Raw genomic sequence first — 17692 nt, forward strand, 5'->3', positions numbered from 1 at the left:
TGCGATAGGCTAAAGATAAAGATAAAGACAAACTCAGCCTTAACCAAATAAATCAGCCAGCATAATGCTGGCTGATTTATTTTGACTTATTTGTCGTGAACGTTTGCAGCGAAAGGTTTCAATTAACGTCTAGCTAATTGTGCCTTTAGATTTGATTTTAAGTACGATAATACTGATCACAAATGCCACACTACAAGCCACTAAACCCGCGACAACAGACTCGGTAAATCCAAGTGCCACATAACCCACTAAGCTAATAAACGCCGCAATAAGTGCATAAGGTAGCTGAGTCACCACATGGTCGATGTGGTGGCAACTGGCGCCCGTAGACGACAAGATAGTCGTGTCAGAAATCGGCGAGCAATGATCGCCAAATACAGCACCCGCCAGCACAGAGGCAAGCATAGGCAACATCATGCCAGTGTGACTTCCCATCGCCATATCAGCAGCAATCGGCAACATGATCCCGAACGTACCCCAGCTAGTACCGGTTGAGAACGCGGTAATACCTGCTAGCACAAACATTAAGGCGGGTAAAAACGCGAACGGAATATTTCCTGTTGCTAAACTCGCCATAAACTTACCGGTTTCGAGTTGACCAATCACACCTGCGATTGTCCAAGCAAATAACAGGATGTAAATCGCCGGCAGCATAGAGCGAGCACCCTGCACTATACCTTTGACTATCATCAATTTCTCAACGCCTTGCACTAAATTCAATATCAGCGAAACCGCTAGACCAATTAATGCACCAAAGAAAAGTGATGAACTGACATCGGTTTTCTCAAAAGCAGAAATAATATTAAATTCAATCCCTTCCGCCGCGAGTACTTGAGCGCCACTGTTAATCATAAAATAGAGGGTTGCAAATACCAACACGGTAATCGGCAGAAATAGACCTAAAATCTTACCGGTTTCGGCTTCAGGTAAATCCGTGTTCGCCCCAGGCGGTAATCCTTTAGACTCATCGTATAAATTACCACGTTGGGCATTGAGCTCATGCTCACGCATTGGCCCAACATCTAGTCCCATAAAGACAACAAAAAGTAATAATAACAAGGAGAAGATTGCGTAAAAGTTCATCGGGATCATTTGAATAAAAATACTCAAATGACCCGTATCAGCAAAACCATGGGCAGTTAATATCCCGCCAATGAGTGCGATAATATAAGCGCCCCAGCTCGAAACTGGAGATATAACGCACACAGGCGCCGCAGTAGAATCTAATAAATAAGCTAACTTAGCGCGGGAAACATAATAACGATCGGTAACAGGTCGAGCGACCGAACCAACAACTAAACTATTGAAATAATCATCAATAAAAACTACGCAACCTAAAAACATGGTCAATAGTTTAGCGTCACGTTTATTACGTATATGTAAACGAGCCCAATCGGCAAAAGCCCGCGCGCTGCCACTTACGGTAATTAACGCTGTGATCATTCCAAGTACAATTAAGAAACCGAGAATATATAAGTTCCACGAATTTAGACCTTTATCAGTCCAAAAAAGCCCTTTAACGCCATTAAATACAAACTCACCCGTTGCTAAAGGTGAAAATTGATTGAGCAATAAAGCACCAATTAAAATACCTAACCCCAAAGAAAGCAGTACACGGCGAGTCAAGATCGCCAACACGATAGCCACCGCAGGCGGCAACAAGGAAAGTGCCGAATCGGCATAATTCATAACAGTCATTGATTATTATCTTCGTTAAATACGAATGGAGGGCGACTGAACTGGTGGGAAAAGGCAATAGATACCCAAGGTCACCTGTCCTATCAGTAGCGCTCCATAGTAACTATTCCCAATATCCATATCGGAAAATACTATGGCAGTGCTGCACCTATTAGGTACAACCCCAGCAGTTGATCGTGATAAATCGAACCACTTCGGCACCAAATCCTTTCGCAATCGATCAACGGAATCACCCTACTGATCACTACTAATATTTGGCGCGCCTCTACTTCTAAGAACGCCCTTGCACGGGCGTGAGGCACATAAAAACATAAGCGGCTTAGCAGATGCTACCGCAAAGCCACTTAATGTGACCTAGATCACAGATAAAATCAACTGAGACTTGTAATCAGCTCAGGAACCGCCTCAAACAGATCTGCAACGAGTCCATAATCGGCAACTTGAAAAATCGGCGCTTCAGGATCTTTGTTGATTGCAACGATGACTTTAGCGTCTTTCATGCCGGCTAAATGCTGAATCGCGCCAGAAATACCGACGGCAATATACAAGTTTGGCGCAACGATTTTACCGGTTTGACCCACTTGTAAATCGTTAGGCACAAAACCTGCGTCAACTGCGGCGCGTGATGCGCCAACTGCTGCACCGAGCTTGTCAGCAAGTTGCTCTAACATGCCGAAGTTTTCACCACTGCCCATGCCTCGGCCGCCAGATACGATAATGCCAGCATTGCCTAACTCTGGACGGGCAGAAACTGTCAGCGATTGAGAAACAAACTGAGTTCTCGCTTCAAACACTTTATCGAGTGTCGTCACAGCCGCACTGTTACCTTCTGGCGCAGCGTCAAACGCACTGGCGCGCACTGTCATCACTTTAATGGCATCATGGCTTTGCACTGTCGCTAAGGCGTTACCCGCATACACAGGGCGCACGAAGGTATCTGCATTGACAACAGTAATGACTTCTGAGATTTGCGCGACATCTAATAATGCCGCAACGCGCGGAAGCGTGTCCTTACCTAAACTTGAAGCCGAGGCCAGAATGTGACCATAGTTTGGCGCTAAGTCCACCAGCAATTTGGCAAAATTTTCCGCTAAATGCGCTTCATACACGCTGGCATCAGCAACGAGTACTTGGCTAACACCTTGTAGTGCCTGCGCCGCTTGGACAACCGCGCCACATTGGTGACCCGCAACTAAGACATGTACTTCATCGCCTATGGCACGGGCGGCGGTAACAATTTTTGCCGTATCGAGTTTCAGTGCAGCATTATCATGTTCAGCTAATACTAAAATGGCCATTAGATCACCTTCGCTTCATTTTTTAACTTTTCAACTAGCTCAGCTACCGACGCTACCATGATGCCCGCTTTACGTTCAGCTGGCGGAGTGACCTTCACAATCGTTTGGTGACTCTTTAACGTCACGCCTAAGTCTGCCACAGTAAATACTTCTAATGGCTTACGCTTGGCTTTCATTATGTTAGGTAGTGAAGCGTAACGGGGTTCGTTCAAACGTAGATCAGCGGTCACGACAGCAGGTAAAGGCAGCTTGAGAGTTTGCATGCCGCCGTCAATTTCACGGGTGACTTGTAATGTATTCGCTTCTAATTTGATTTCTGAAGCAAAGGTCGCCTGTGGCATATCCATTAACGCGGCAAACATTTGGCCAGTTTGGTTATTATCACCATCGATGGATTGCTTACCAAAAATCACCAGCTCTGCTTGTTCTTTGTCTTGTACCGCTTTGAGCAATTTGGCGATAGACACTGGCACGAGCTCTTCTTCAGTATCGATATGAATTGCACGATCTGCGCCTAATGCAAGCGCGGTACGCAGTTGTTCTTGCACGGCTTTATTACCAATACTGACAACAACCACTTCAGTAGCGCTACCCGCTTCTTTTAAACGAACCGCTTCTTCTACTGCGATTTCACAAAAAGGGTTCAACGCCATTTTTAGGTTTGCAGTGTCAACACTTGTATTGTCAGCTTTGACCCTGACCTTCACATTGGCATCAACAACGCGCTTAACGGGCACCAATACTTTCATAGGGTTTCCTTCCTACACTTTCATGTACATGGACAAAACATTGGTTAATACCAATGCAGGATAGAGCAACTTTACGTCCTGTTAACGTTAACGTCAACCAAAGTCAAACGCCTGTTTGTATTTTTTAATCCGCTGCAACGGCCACTTTTTTGGACACTTATTTGAGAGAATAAGAAAAGTTCAAAAAATAAATAATATTTAATTTCCTTAAAACGCATAATTTTATTTGATTCGAGCTATATTAGTTTCTATCATTTAGGTGTTGTTCACCATTATCCTGTATTAAAAATAGAGTGGGACGAAAATAGATATGAGCGAATTTTTAGAGATATTAACTCACGGCCGTCGTTTTAAAGCTGCAGTAAAAGAACTTAGCGTTGAAGAGTTACGTGATTTAGCCGACAAATTAGATAAAATTTTAGTAGAACGCGAGTCTATGGCTGAGGAAGAAGAACAAGCCATGGCAGCTCGTAATGCTAAGATTGAAGAAATCCGTCAACAAATGGAAGCCGTTGGTTTATCAATTGATGACTTAGGTGGCGTAGCTGTTAAAGCTGCTGCGAAGAAACGCGCTCCTCGTCCAGCCAAATACCAAATTGAAGTTGACGGTGAAATGGTTCAATGGACTGGCCAAGGCCGTATGCCTACCGTATTTAAGAACGAGATCAACAAAGGTCGTTCTATGGAAGATTTCTTAATCTAATCCAACCAAGTGTGATGGCGCTAATTGCCAACACTAGTTTGCATAAAAGCTCGCATTAGTTGCGAGCTTTTTTATATCCATCAACCGTTTCAAACTTAAACGACAGCCGTTAATTCCGCACCTCACTCCCGCTCAAATTACGTTACAATTCAGCCTTAGTATTTACATCTGCTTTCAGTTACTCTTTGTTCACCCTCACTCGATTGAATAAAATAATGCAGATAAACAATAAGATAATGATAAGCTGCAGCATAATCGCTAGCTTAGTATCACAAACAACATTTGCCCAACTCAATACTGGAACAACATCCAGTAAACTCACTGCATTTACCCATGCTGAATTAATTATTGCCCCGGGAAAGCGTTTAAGCGATGCCACTTTATTAATTGAAAATAATCGAATTAAAGCCATTATTGAGCACAACGACATTCCCGCTGGCGCATTTAGAATCGATTTGAGTGGTTATACAATTTATCCCGGATTTATCGATCCTTTTACTGATTATGGGATTGAGTTCGAATATCCCAAACTTAAGCTCACTCGCCCCGTCTATGATATAAAGCGTATCGGTGGTAATGCGGAAAATGGTGCAATTCATTCTGAAAAAGAATGGTTTAATTACATTTACCCCAATAAAGAACGCGCAAAAGAGTGGATTAATAATGGTTTCACCAGTGTGCAAAGTAGCAAACTCGACGGTATCTTCCGTGGGACGGGTGTCAGCCTTTCATTAGCAGACAAAACGGCTAATGAAGTGATTTATCGCGCCCGCAGTCAACCTTTTATGGCATTTGATAAAGGTTCGTCTGAACAAGATTATCCCTCATCATTAATGGGCAGCATTGCACTTATTAGGCAAACCTTTGCCGATGCAAATTGGTATAACCAAAATAAAAACAAACCTGCCAATGGCGCAATAAACAATCAAGTCGAATTTAATATTGCCTTTGAGCGTTTAGATAATTTAGCCGATAAGCAAATTATCTTTGAAACCAAAAATCTCAACGACCAATTACGTGCAGCCCATTTACTCAAAGAACATAAACTGCCAGCCAACCTACTTGGTAATGGTCAAGAATACTCACGCATCAATGAGTTAAAGGCGCTGAACTATCCGTTGATCTTACCTTTAAACTATCCGCAGGCGCCCGATGTAGGGACAGATGACGCTGATCGTGAAGTGTCACTGGCGGATTTAAGACAGTGGGAACGTGCACCAACCAACCCTGCGGCGGTAGCTAACGCAGGTATCCCCTTTGCGTTAACGCAGTTTGGGATTAAGACCGATGCCTTCTGGCCGCGCCTACGCCAAGCCATTGCCCAAGGTTTAAGTGAAGAAAACGCTCTCGCGGCACTCACCACCCAAGCCGCAGAGATGACAGGCACCGCCGACTTTACCGGTAAACTCGCGCCCGGTTATATGGCTGACTTTGTTATCACTAAAGGCAATATCTTTAAAGATGGCCAGATCTACAGTGTTTGGTTGCAAGGTCAGGAGCAAAGTCTGCGCTCACTTCCCCAAGCACGATTACTGGGAGATTACCAATTAAGCCTCAATAACCTCACGCTAGATTTATCGCTACATGATGAAAGTAAAAGTGATAAACCCAACATCCAAGGCAATTTAAGCAGTGGCGAACAAAGTATCTCACTCACTCAACTTAAGTTAGATGATAACGGAAGATTGAGCTTTACTGCCGATTTGAGCGCCGCAGGCATTAACGGCCTTAGCCGCTTTACGCTGTGGATGGCCGATGACGGCATTCAAGGTCGTATGGTCGATGCAAAAAGTCGCACTACAAATGTTGCCGGTGTCGCTTTAACTCAAACTGCAAAGCTCAAAAAAGCAGACCAAACAAGCAATAATGCTCCCAAGAATGAAGCCAGCACGAGCCTAGTGAGTCACCTCACCTTCCCTAACGTCGCTTACGGACTGAGCGAAGCACCTAAGGTGGAGAAGCTACATATCAAGAATGCCACCCTGTGGACATCGGATAAACAAGGTATTCTCGAACATGCTGATCTCTTGATGGCCAATGGCCGCATCGAAAAAATTGGCCAACAATTAAGTACGCCATCAGGTTATCAAGTCCTCGATGCAACAGGTAAACACCTCACCGCCGGCATAGTCGATGAACACTCGCATATCGCCATTAATGGCGGTACTAACGAAGGAACAGACGCAGTTACCTCTGAAGTACGCATTGGCGATATTATTAATCCCGACGATATTTCAATCTATCGCGCCTTAGCGGGCGGCGTCACCAGCGCGCAATTACTCCACGGTAGCGCCAACCCTATCGGTGGCCAATCACAACTGATCAAAATGAAATGGGGCGAGCCAGCTGAACAACTCAAATTTGTTAACGCGCCCGCCAGTATCAAATTTGCTTTAGGTGAAAACGTCAAACAGAGTAACTGGGGTGAGAAATTTGTTCAGCGCTTCCCCCAGACTCGCATGGGAGTAAAAGCCTTATTTGAAGAAACCTTCGACGCTGCTATCGCCTATGAAAAGGCGTTAAAAACCTATGATAATCTGCGCTCCAGCGATAAAAAGAAAACCATCGCCCCGCGTCCAAGTTATCGTCTGCAGGCGGTCGCCGAAGTATTAAACCAGCAACGCGACGTACATATTCATTCCTATGTACAGTCAGAAATCCTGATGTTTATCCGCTTGGCCGAGGCCTATCACTTTAAAGTACAAACCTTTACCCATGTGCTCGAAGGTTACAAAGTGGCGAGTGAACTGGCTGCCCATGGTGCTGGCGCATCGACCTTTGCCGATTGGTGGGCCTATAAGTTTGAGGTGTATGATGCGATTCCGCAAAACGCTTGTCTGATGCAAAACAAGGGGGTGACCACCAGCATTAACTCAGACGATTATGAAATGCAGCGCAGACTCAACCAAGAAGCGGCTAAGTCTATGATGTATTGCAATATGTCGAAGGAAGACGCTTGGAACATGGTTACTATCAATCCAGCCAAACAATTAAGAGTCGATGAGTTTGTGGGTTCACTCACCCCAGGCAAAATGGCCGATATCGTACTCTGGAACGCAGAGCCACTGTCGATTTACGCCAAAGTGACACAGGCATGGGTTGAAGGAAAACGCTATTTTGACCGCGACCAAGACCAAGTTGCCCAGCTCGCTGTAGTCAACGAGCGCGCCGCACTGATCCAAAAAATTCTCAGCAGTGATGACCAAACTAAAGCGGGTGAAAAAGTCACGCCACTCAACGAGCCACAGTGGCACTGCGACACTCACTATCAGGCATGGGGCCACGCTCATGAGGGAGCCAAATAATGCAACATTTATCTAAAACCGTTTTGTTTGTGGCGCTACTCGGCGCAATTTGCACCACGCAGGCCCCAGTTATGGCCAATGATATCGTACCTACGCCTAAACAAAGCCGCAGCGTACTGATAAAAAACGCCACAGTGCACACAGTCACTCAAGGCGTGCTCAGCAACACAGACGTCTTAATTGAAAATGGCAAAATCACGGCCGTTGGGCCTAAACTGACTAGCCAAATCAACAATGCAACCACAGAAAGCAGTGACACTCAAATCATCGATGCTAGCGGTAAACACTTGTATCCGGGCTTAATCGCCCTAGACACCAGTTTAGGCTTAGTCGAAATTGAAATGAGCCGCCCAACGGTCGATAACGCCGAGGTGGGCTACATCAACCCACAGATCAGCACGGCCACAGCCTATAATCCGGATTCGGAGCTCATCCCGACCATACGTTACAACGGCATTACCCACGCACAAATCGTTCCGAGCGGTGATGGGTTAGCTGGACAATCGGTACTGGTGGATCTCGATGCATGGACGATTGAAGATGCGATGACACCAAGTGCTGGACAGTTCCATGTCTACTGGCCGCAAATCAAACGCATGCCAGAAGATGAAAAAGAGAAAGCCAAGGCCATCGAGAAAAATCAGTTGGCGATCCACAAGCTCAATATCGCCTTTGAAGATGGCTATCGCTATTTCTTAAGTGATAAGGCCAACGGTAAAGACAAAAACCAGGATGAAGATCCCCTGTCCGCGACCAACAACCTGCGCTGGCAGGCCATGTTGCCGCTATACCAAGGCAAAGCGACACTGTTTGCCCATGCCGACAGTGTTGGCCAAATTGAGCAAGTGATCGCTTTGACGAAAAAATACCAATTCAAACTGGTAATTGTCGGCGGATACGATGCATGGCGTTTGGACTCAAGCCTAAGGGAAGTTAAGGCTGGAGTCATTTACCCTCATACCTTGAGTCTGCCTAAACGTAAAGATGAGCCAGTCGATTTACCCTTTAAGATCCCATCTTTACTCGCCAATGCAGGTATTCCCTTCGCCCTTGGGTTCTCATCGGACTGGAATAGCCGTAACCTCCCCTACGCCGCAGGTTACAGCGCCGCTTATGGTTTAACGCCTGAACAAGCACTGAAGTCTATCACCTTAGATGCCGCAAAACTGTTAGGTGTGGAAGATTTAGGTGCGATAGCGGTGGGATACCAAGGCAGTGTCGTGCTGTCCGAGGGCGACATTCTCGACCCTATGACCAATAAAATTGAGGCTATCTGGATTGAAGGGCGGCAGATAGATCTGAATAATCGCCATCAGCAGCTTTATCAAAAGTACCTTAAGCGGTAGAATTTACTCAGATAATAATATCGCATCAGCGCAGCCTACCAAGGCTGCGCAGTTTTCTCCTCAACCTCAGGTCAAACCATGAAAATTATCCTCTCAAGTGCATTAGTGCTCCTGCTCAGTGCCTGTGCAAGCGACTACAGTTTTAACAGTAATTTGGACAGTGAGGCGATTAATGACTATTTCAAGGCATCCGATGTCATCCTTTATGAAGGTGATACCTTGCCTAAAGGTCATTATGAGTTAAAAGGATTGGTCGAAGGTGAGTCCTGTCAGGCCGATACCAACGGCGCGCCCGCGTCACTTGCCGATGCCAGAACCGAAGCCCGTCGCAATGCGGCAGATAAAGGAGCTAACGGCATTATCATCAAGCAATGTGTCATATTTGAAGAAGCTGCCCAAGGTTGTATCAGCCGCGCACTATGCGTTGGTCAAGCAGTAAAAACGGCTACAACAGAGTAAGCCTCACGCATATTAAGCATACTGCTCGCGGCGTGATCCTATAGTGTTCTAAGATTGCCCCTATAAACCGCTTAATGGCTAACGCTTCATGACCAATGCTGCATTATTAGCACACAAAGATGGGCCTTAATGATTAGCTTAGAATAATGAGCTTAGGCGGTTGTTATACTTACCCTTTAGGTAATTTTTTGCATGACATTTACCAACCAAATTATCGCAGTGGCAACATGCCGCACGCCCTATAAACAAAAATTTGGCATTCCAAGACAACCCGGACTTGTTGAAGCGCGCGGTTATGTCGAACTCGAACCCCATGTGAATCATATCGATGCGGTGCGTGGCATAGAGCAATATTCACATCTCTGGTTACTGTTTTGCTTCCATGAGAATCTTGCCCAAGGTTGGAAAACCACAGTGCGCCCGCCGCGTTTAGGCGGCAATGAAAAACTCGGCGTGTTCGCCACTCGCTCCACTTTTCGCCCCAATGGTATAGGCCAATCTGTGGTGAAACTGCACGGCGTAGTACAGCGCAAGGGCAAAGTGTGCCTCGAAATTTCCGGTATGGATCTGCTTGATGGCACGCCGATTATTGATATTAAGCCATACATTCCTTTCTCAGATTCTATTACCGATGCTGTGGGTGGCATTGCCCAAGACGCGCCTAAACTGATTTCAGTGGTGTATTCTGACCATGCCAAGACACAGATTGAGCGTTACGCCCTGCAGGAAACCTACACAGATTTAGCTCTGCTTATCCGCGGTGTGCTGGGGCAAGATCCGCGCCCCGCCTACAAAAAAGCCAAGGACGATCCTAAGTTATATCAAGTCGCCCTCTATGATTTAGATGTGTTCTGGCAAATGGCGGTCGATGACAATGACCAAGAATACATCTTGGTATTGGAACTCAAACCGGGGAAATGTGGCTAAATGTCCGCGCCAACGCCTACATCAAAACCTGATTATCAAAGCCAGCATAAAAAGCGGCTCTCTTGGATGCCGTGGCTGTATTTTTCTTTAAAAGAGAAACATTTAATCTGGGCCAAACCTTGGCAAGACGATATTCAAGCAAAACTTTGTGCCCTCGAAACGGTAACTATCGGCGAGCACTGTTTTATCGCCCCCGAGGCGCAGTTATTCGCCGAACCCAATCGTGATATCCGCATGGGTAATCGCTGCATGATCGCCGCCGACTGTTTCTTACATGGGCCTATCAGACTAGGGGACGAAGTGGCGATTAATCATGGCTGCTCCTTCGATGGCGGCAGGGTCGGGATTCAGATAGGCAATCAAACCCGCATCGCCAATAATGTCACCCTTTACGCCTTTAACCATGGCATGGCGCCAGATACGCCCATATATCAACAAGCCGCCAACTCCAAAGGCATTGTTATTGGCCAAGATGTGTGGATTGGCGCTCAGGCAGGCATAGTCGATGGTGTGACCATTGGCGATCACGCTGTGGTGGGTATGGGCAGCATAGTGACGAAAGATGTGCCCGACTGGGCGATAGTGGCAGGCAACCCCGCCAAAGTGATTGGTGATAGACGGGATAAGTAAGCAGTAAGGATTATCTTGATACTAGCAGTGACGAAGTCACTCTATAATAGCGCAGCGCTCTTCCTTGCGTTATCCGTTATCCGTTATCCGTTATCCGTTATCCGTTATCCGTTATCCGTTATCCGTTATCCGTTATCCGTTATCCAGCATCAAAAAATGCTATTTATCTCCCAGCTAGTTGAATTTAACCTAAATCCCTAGGTGACATCACCAAAGCAGGTGATAAAATGGCGACCATTCAACTCAAATTTGGACATCGGTAATGCGCGTCAGCAAGTACCTGCTATCAACACAGAAAGAAACTCCTGCCAACGCAGAGGTCATTAGTCATCAATTAATGTTACGTGCGGGCATGATCCGTCGTAATGCGTCGGGCCTTTATAGCTACCTCCCCACGGGCTTACGTGTACTGCGCAAAGTCGAAGCCATTGTTCGTGAAGAAATGAACAAAGCCGGTGCAATTGAAATTCTAATGCCTATGGTGCAACCGGCAGACTTGTGGGTAGAAACGGGTCGTTGGGAAAAGTTTGGTCCCGAGCTGTTACGCTTTAAAGATCGTCACAATCGCGACTTCGTACTGGGGCCAACCCACGAAGAAGTGATCACAGATCTCATTCGTAAAGAAGTCAGCTCATATAAGCAATTACCGCTGAACCTTTACCAAATTCAAACCAAATTCCGTGACGAAGTTCGTCCACGTTTTGGCATGATGCGCTCACGCGAATTCTTGATGAAAGACGCCTACTCTTTCCACCTTGACGTCGATACCATGAATGAAACCTATGAGGCTATGTACACAGCCTATAGCAACATTCTATCGCGCATGGGCTTAGCTTTCCGCCCAGTTTTAGCTGATACGGGTTCAATCGGTGGCAGCATGTCACACGAGTTCCATGTTCTAGCACAAAGCGGTGAAGATTTAATTGCTTACTCAACGGGCAGCGATTATGCGGCTAACATTGAGAAAGCCGAATCACCTATGCCAACCGAACCACGCGGCGCAGCCACTGAAGCATTGCGTTTAGTCGATACCCCAAATGCGAAGACCATTGCGGAATTAGTTGAGCAGTTTGGTTTGGATATCACCAAAACGGTCAAAACCTTGATCGTAATGGGTGCGACAGAAGCGACGCCTTTAGTGGCACTGATTGTTCGTGGCGACCATGAACTCAACGAAGTCAAGGCTGACAAGTTAGACTTAGTCGCATCACCATTGGAAATGGCGCCAGAAGCGCTGATCCGTGACGCCATTGGCGCAGGTCCAGGTTCACTTGGCCCTATCGGCCTTAAAATCCCTATCGTTATCGATCACAGTGTTAGCGTAATGAGCGATTTTGCCGCCGGTGCTAACGTTGATGATAAACATTATTTTGGTATCAACTGGGAACGCGATCTGCCGACAGCGCAAGTTGCCGACATCCGTAACGTAGTCGAAGGCGAGCCAACACCTGATGGTTCAGGCACTTATGCTATGGCACGCGGTATCGAAGTGGGCCATATTTTCCAACTGGGCACTAACTATTCTAAATCGATGAACGCGACTGTACTTGACGAAAATGGCAAGTCACAGGTGCTACTGATGGGTTGTTACGGTGTCGGCGTGAGCCGTATTGTGGCAGCAGCCATCGAACAAAACTTCGATGACCGTGGCATCATTTGGCCAGAAGCGATTGCGCCATTTAGCGTAGGCATTCTGCCTATGAACATGCACAAGTCGCACCGCGTAACCGATATCGCCGAGCAGTTATACAAAGACTTAAACGAAGCGGGTATCGAAGTGTTATTGGATGATCGTAAAGAGCGTCCAGGCGTGATGTTCGCCGATATGGAACTGATTGGTATCCCACACACTGTGGTGATTGGCGATCGCAATATCGATGCTGGCGTATTTGAATACAAAAACCGCCGTACCGGTGAAAAACAAGATATTCCATTCGATCAACTGCTCGACTTCCTGAAAAACGCAGTTAAAGGCTAAGCCTCAACGCGAAATGTAGACAAGCTGAAGATCAAAAACGAAACGCACTTGAGCCCAGCTTAAGTGCGTTTTTTATTGGACTTTTTATTGACCTTCATCGTTCACATTGGCTCGCAACATGACTTTTTATATGCGGCTGTTTACCGCTGTATTTTGGGCAAGGTATTTTGCGCTAACAGGTACTGACTCGGAGCGACGCCCATCAACTGCCTAAACATATAACCAAAGGCTGAACCCGAGGCATAACCTAAGGATAACGCTGTAGTGAGCACAGATTCACCTCGGCTGAGCATTTGAATCGCCACCTGCAATCTAAGCCTTTGCAACCATTGGCTATAACTCAGCCCTGTTTGCTGTTTAAATAATCTCGCTAACGTGCGGGCCGAGGCACCGACCTCCCGCTGCCAATCCACCAAAGTACGTTGCTCACTTGGATTGGCAAGCAAAGCCTCGGTAATGCGCAGTAATTTTTTATCCCTAGGATAAGGTAAATCCAAGGCGACCTTAGGGGCGAGTACCATAAAGTCACGGATCACCAGCAAGAGCCGCATGACGCTATCCTTAAAATCGGGATCAATTAGCCCAGCCTCACTCTTCACTAAGGCATTAGCCTCTTGCAGTAATAACTGCAAAACAGGCTTCACACTCAAACAAGTACAGTCGGGTGGAAACCCGCCTATCCGGGTTTCATCCAAATACAGACTACTCAATTGCACCTGACCTAGCGCGATAACCTCATGATCGACAAAGGGAGGCACCCACACCGCTTGCTCAGGCGGCACAATGTAACGCCCAGCAGGCGTGATCACACTCAACACACCTTGACTGGCATAAATGACCTGTCCCCAAGAATGACTATGGCGCTGCACATGTTCAAACGGCTTGAGTGTTCGCTTAAGCAACATGATGGAGGCACTTAGCCCTGCGGCGGCTAAACGTGAAGGCGCGACCTGCGTGTGCTGAGTAATATGCTGCTGGGATAAATGCGTGTCAGTGACTTGATTCAAGGTGTTATCGCCCAAGGTGATTTTTATATCGAAGCTTCTTTTCGTATTATCGAGCCTCTTCCGTATAGAAGCGCCTCTTTGTTTAGAAGCACCTTTTGTAAATAAGTGTCTTTTTATCTAGACATTAAGTCAATCTATCGAGCTCAAGCCAAAGCAGCAAACGCTAACATGTCATATCAGACTGAATAAATTGGAGATGACATGAGTATCCACATGGATAAAAATCGCGTAACGCCCGTTACATTACAAAAAATGAAAGGTAAAACCCCCATAGTTGCTCTCACCGCCTATGAAAAACCGATGGCGGAACTTATCGATCCCCATGTGGATATGATTATCGTCGGCGACTCCGTCGGCATGGTGGTTTATGGGCAAGACTCTACACTCGGGGTCACCTTGGAAATGATGATTAATCATGGTCTTGCTGTCACTCGCGGCGCAGCACATGCCTGCGTTATTATCGATATGCCCTTTGGGAGTTATCAAGAATCGCCTCAGCAAGCCTTCAAACATGCCAGCCAAGTATTAATACGCACAGGCGCGCAGGCGGTAAAACTCGAGGGTGGCGCAGAGATGCTCGACACCACTCGTTTTTTAACCCAGCGAGGGATCCCTGTAATGCCACACATAGGATTAATGCCGCAACACGTGAATCAATTGGGTGGATTTAAAACCCAAGCAAGAGATGCTGCCGCCATCGAAGCCCTCGTTAGTTTAGCGAAAGACTTTGAGCAAGCAGGCGCTTTTAGCATACTGATTGAAGGCACATCCGAGCTCGCGGCGCGCACAGTGACGGCAGGAGTCTCAATCCCAGTCATAGGCATTGGCGCCTCACCCGCCTGCGATGGTCAAGTGCTCGTGACTGAGGATATCTTAGGCTTATTTTCTGACTACACGCCTAAATTTGCTAAACGCTATATCGACTTAGGACCATTGATCACTAAGGCCTGCGCCCAATATGCCCAAGAAGTGAGGACGGGTGAGTTTCCAACATCGGAGCATTGCTTTGGCCTCAGCAAAACGACTAAGGTTACTGCGGAGTAATTGTCTAAAGCGAAATGTTCCAACAATCGAATAAACGATAAATCGAAATTTACAACTAATTGAGTCTACCGACTTGCTTTTTATAGGGGGGCGTTGCTTTAATAAAACTATTAAAACAATAAATTGAGTCTGAAGATTGCCTACATCAACTGCATTAGTCTTAGGCGGTGGCGGCGCTAGGGCGGCCTACCAAGTCGGCGTGTTAAAAGCACTGGTCCAGCTTTATCCACGCAATCATGGTATTCCCTTTAAAATTATTTGCGGAACCTCTGCGGGTGCCATCAATGGCACCGCTATCGCGACCCATGCCTCTTGCTTTCACCTTGGCGTCAGAAAACTCGAATGGGTTTGGCGTCATTTTGAAACTCGAAAAGTCTACCGAGCTTCGATCACAGGCGTTCTCAGCCATCTAACGAAAATGGCCCTCAAAGGCATGCAAGATGATAAGGTCAATACCGATGCAGGCAGTCTGCTCGATAATGATCCGCTAAGAGGCTTACTCAATGAGCTTATCGACTTTAAACGTATCGACCGTAATATCCGTAATGGCTCACTGACGGCACTGAGTGTGGATGCCTCTTGTTATAATAACTCTCGCTCAGTGACCTTTTTCCAAGCCGCGAAAGAAATCGAAAACTGGACCCGTGCCCGTCGCAGTGGCGAACGTATCATGCTCAATACCGAGCACCTACTCGCCAGTTCAGCAATCCCTATGGTATTTCCATCCATAAAACTCAACCAAGCCTATTATGGTGATGGTTCAGTCCATCAGCTAGCACCGCTCTCAAGCCCTATTCATTTAGGCGCAGAAAAACTCTTAGTCATTAACTTAGAGAGCCCGCACAAGCACTTTCCGATGGAACTAGAATATCACCCAAAAACAGCAACCATAGCGGGTCATCTGCTCGATACCATCTTTTCAGATACCTTAAATAGCGACCTTGAGAGACTAGAAAGGATCAATAACACTTTAAGCCTGATTCCTGAGTCAAGCCGTAACAAACTCGCCTTGCATCCGATTAAGGCCCTAGTCATCAAACCTAGCGAAGATCTCAGCAAAATTGCTGCCCGCTTCTATGATGACATGCCATGGGCCGTTAAAACCTTACTCGGCTTCATCGGTATAGACAGGCAATCAGACTCAAGTATTGTGTCCTACCTACTCTTCGAAAAAACGTATACCAGCGCTTTAATCGACTTAGGCTATAAAGATGCCATGGAAAAAATCGATGAACTTAAAGATTTCTTTTGCTTAAAATAAGCTAACGACTTAATCAGTTTCTTCACTAAAAATCATGCAAAATGGATAATATTAGTGCCGAAATTCAAACTTTCGCATGAGGAAGAAGATGGATTTAACATTGATAATTTTGTTTGCATCGCTTACTATGCTGTACTAGATTATCAAAAAATCATGCACATTTTTTCAAAAAGGGAATCACGATGAAAAAAACTTCACTAGCACTTATCGTTGCAATCACAGCATTCAGCTCTATGGCTGCAAATGCAGTAGAAGGCGAAGCAGCAGGCACTAACGCAGCGGCTAACAGCACTGGTTTAATCGTTGCTGGTTCTGTTGCTGCTGGTGCGGCTATTGCCGGTGCTATTGCAATCTCTAACAGCTCTGATGGCAACCCAATCACGAGTACAGGTACTAACACTACCACTGGTACTGGCAACTAATCAGTCTGATATAGCTATCAAACAACCGCCTACTGGCGGTTGTTTTTTTTGTTTCTCTAGAGAGTAGGAATTGCTCCATTTCTTGAAATAAGACTCACCTCTCTCTACATTTGATATTTATGACTATTGAGAATAAGCAACTCGGATGCGTATAAATAAAAAACTACTATCACTACTCACAGCCTCCATTGCATTAATGGGAATTTCTGGCTGTAGTCAACGAATTAGCGCCCTCAACGATACGATAAAATTGGCTTTCATTGGAGATAGCGATATTAAGCTCACAACCGAGCAAGTGAAAGCCAATCCCTATGCCAGCATTTATGTCAAGATTGATGACACACCCCAAGCATTTGTTGTTTTAGCCTTTGCGGAACCGAAACAAACTCTCACTCCAGTCAGACCCGTACCAGAAGTAATTGAGCTAAAATGGCTCTCCGCGGATAACGCTATGTTAGTGACAGTGAACGGACGTTTAGTAAAAACTCAAAGTCTACTTACTGGCAATTTAGCCGCAATAGAAAGCTCTGAACCCGATCCTATTCTCTTAGGTTTGCATTTAAGCAGTACCCCTAAAACTTGGACTCGAACTATTGATTGGCAGCCAGGATACCATTATGGATATAAGATTAACTCGCAGTTTGCTTTTATTGCCGAGGAAGAGATACTCATCAACGATACGCCAACTCAAGCACTGCATTACAGTGAGCGAGTATCAGTGGAAGGCCTGAATATCCAGTATCAAAATGAATTTTGGTTAAAGCCGGATAATGGACACGTCATTAAAAGTCGCCAGAAGATAGCACCAAATCTACCTTTTATTGATATCACTTTACTTAAGCCATTTGCATCCTAGTGGAACCAT

General features: G+C 46.0%; 16 protein-coding genes and 1 riboswitch. Of the genes, 12 read left to right on the forward strand and 4 right to left on the reverse strand.

Annotated elements, in window-relative coordinates:
* Positions 1–129 precede the first annotated feature (129 nt).
* The 3 genes from KO533_RS06430 to KO533_RS06440 form a co-directional block, all read right to left on the reverse strand.
* Positions 130–1698 carry a Na+/H+ antiporter NhaC family protein gene (locus KO533_RS06430; RefSeq protein WP_219253350.1) on the reverse strand — a complete coding sequence of 523 codons (1569 nt, stop codon included), beginning with the start codon at positions 1696–1698 and terminating at the stop codon, positions 130–132.
* A 79-nt stretch (positions 1699–1777) separates the two neighbouring features.
* Positions 1778–1974: riboswitch (Lysine riboswitch) on the reverse strand.
* A gap of 95 nt (positions 1975–2069) precedes the next feature.
* Positions 2070–2996, reverse strand: a complete 927-nt coding sequence (locus KO533_RS06435) for an FAD-binding protein (protein WP_028761123.1) — start codon at positions 2994–2996, stop codon at positions 2070–2072.
* On the reverse strand, positions 2996–3745 hold the full coding sequence (locus tag KO533_RS06440) for an electron transfer flavoprotein subunit beta/FixA family protein (protein WP_028761124.1): 750 nt from the start codon (positions 3743–3745) through the stop codon (positions 2996–2998). The genes KO533_RS06435 and KO533_RS06440 overlap by 1 nt, the downstream gene beginning before the upstream one ends.
* Positions 3746–4055: 310 nt before the next feature.
* Here KO533_RS06440 and KO533_RS06445 point away from each other — a divergent pair, with 310 nt between their 5' ends.
* The 8 genes from KO533_RS06445 to KO533_RS06480 all read left to right on the forward strand — a co-directional run bounded on the left by KO533_RS06445 (position 4056) and on the right by KO533_RS06480 (position 13093).
* The gene (locus tag KO533_RS06445; RefSeq protein ID WP_028761125.1) at positions 4056–4448 is read left to right on the forward strand and encodes an H-NS family nucleoid-associated regulatory protein; all 393 of its coding nucleotides are present in this window, start codon (positions 4056–4058) and stop codon (positions 4446–4448) included.
* Between the two features lie 215 nt (positions 4449–4663).
* On the forward strand, positions 4664–7753 hold the full coding sequence (locus KO533_RS06450) for an amidohydrolase family protein (RefSeq protein WP_219253351.1): 3090 nt from the start codon (positions 4664–4666) through the stop codon (positions 7751–7753).
* Positions 7753–9099 carry an amidohydrolase family protein gene (locus KO533_RS06455; protein ID WP_219253352.1) on the forward strand — a complete coding sequence of 449 codons (1347 nt, stop codon included), beginning with the start codon at positions 7753–7755 and terminating at the stop codon, positions 9097–9099. Before KO533_RS06450 ends, KO533_RS06455 begins: the two co-directional genes overlap by 1 nt.
* Before the next feature lie 78 nt (positions 9100–9177).
* Entirely contained in the window at positions 9178–9558 is a 381-nt protein-coding gene (rcsF, locus tag KO533_RS06460; RefSeq protein WP_105252035.1) for an Rcs stress response system protein RcsF, read from the forward strand.
* Between the two features lie 192 nt (positions 9559–9750).
* Positions 9751–10485 (forward strand): tRNA (N6-threonylcarbamoyladenosine(37)-N6)-methyltransferase TrmO, encoded by a 735-nt coding sequence (tsaA, locus tag KO533_RS06465; RefSeq protein ID WP_219253353.1) that lies wholly within the window; start codon positions 9751–9753, stop codon positions 10483–10485.
* Positions 10486–11115 carry an acyltransferase gene (locus tag KO533_RS06470; protein ID WP_219253354.1) on the forward strand — a complete coding sequence of 210 codons (630 nt, stop codon included), beginning with the start codon at positions 10486–10488 and terminating at the stop codon, positions 11113–11115.
* Positions 11116–11130: 15 nt separating this feature from the next.
* On the forward strand, positions 11131–11316 hold the full coding sequence (locus KO533_RS06475) for a hypothetical protein (RefSeq protein ID WP_219253355.1): 186 nt from the start codon (positions 11131–11133) through the stop codon (positions 11314–11316).
* Positions 11317–11377: 61 nt separating this feature from the next.
* On the forward strand, positions 11378–13093 hold the full coding sequence (locus KO533_RS06480) for a proline--tRNA ligase (protein WP_219253356.1): 1716 nt from the start codon (positions 11378–11380) through the stop codon (positions 13091–13093).
* A gap of 140 nt (positions 13094–13233) precedes the next feature.
* On the opposite strand, the gene KO533_RS06485 is transcribed toward KO533_RS06480, so the two are convergent.
* Entirely contained in the window at positions 13234–14115 is an 882-nt protein-coding gene (locus KO533_RS06485) for a helix-turn-helix transcriptional regulator (protein ID WP_113941013.1), read from the reverse strand.
* 186 nt (positions 14116–14301) lie between these two features.
* Between KO533_RS06485 and panB the strand changes: the two genes are divergently transcribed.
* The 4 genes from panB (at position 14302) to KO533_RS06505 (ending at position 17683) form a co-directional block, all read left to right on the forward strand.
* Positions 14302–15144 carry a 3-methyl-2-oxobutanoate hydroxymethyltransferase gene (gene panB / locus KO533_RS06490; RefSeq protein ID WP_219253357.1) on the forward strand — a complete coding sequence of 281 codons (843 nt, stop codon included), beginning with the start codon at positions 14302–14304 and terminating at the stop codon, positions 15142–15144.
* Positions 15145–15280: 136 nt separating this feature from the next.
* Positions 15281–16405 carry a patatin-like phospholipase family protein gene (locus KO533_RS06495; RefSeq protein ID WP_028761134.1) on the forward strand — a complete coding sequence of 375 codons (1125 nt, stop codon included), beginning with the start codon at positions 15281–15283 and terminating at the stop codon, positions 16403–16405.
* 182 nt (positions 16406–16587) lie between these two features.
* Positions 16588–16827, forward strand: a complete 240-nt coding sequence (locus tag KO533_RS06500) for a hypothetical protein (protein WP_219253358.1) — start codon at positions 16588–16590, stop codon at positions 16825–16827.
* Positions 16828–16972: 145 nt separating this feature from the next.
* Entirely contained in the window at positions 16973–17683 is a 711-nt protein-coding gene (locus KO533_RS06505) for a YjbF family lipoprotein (RefSeq protein ID WP_219253359.1), read from the forward strand.
* The last annotated feature ends 9 nt before the right edge of the window (positions 17684–17692 follow it).

Source organism: Shewanella sp. NKUCC05_KAH, assembly GCF_019345585.1.
Taxonomy (GTDB): Bacteria; Pseudomonadota; Gammaproteobacteria; order Enterobacterales; family Shewanellaceae; genus Shewanella; species Shewanella oncorhynchi.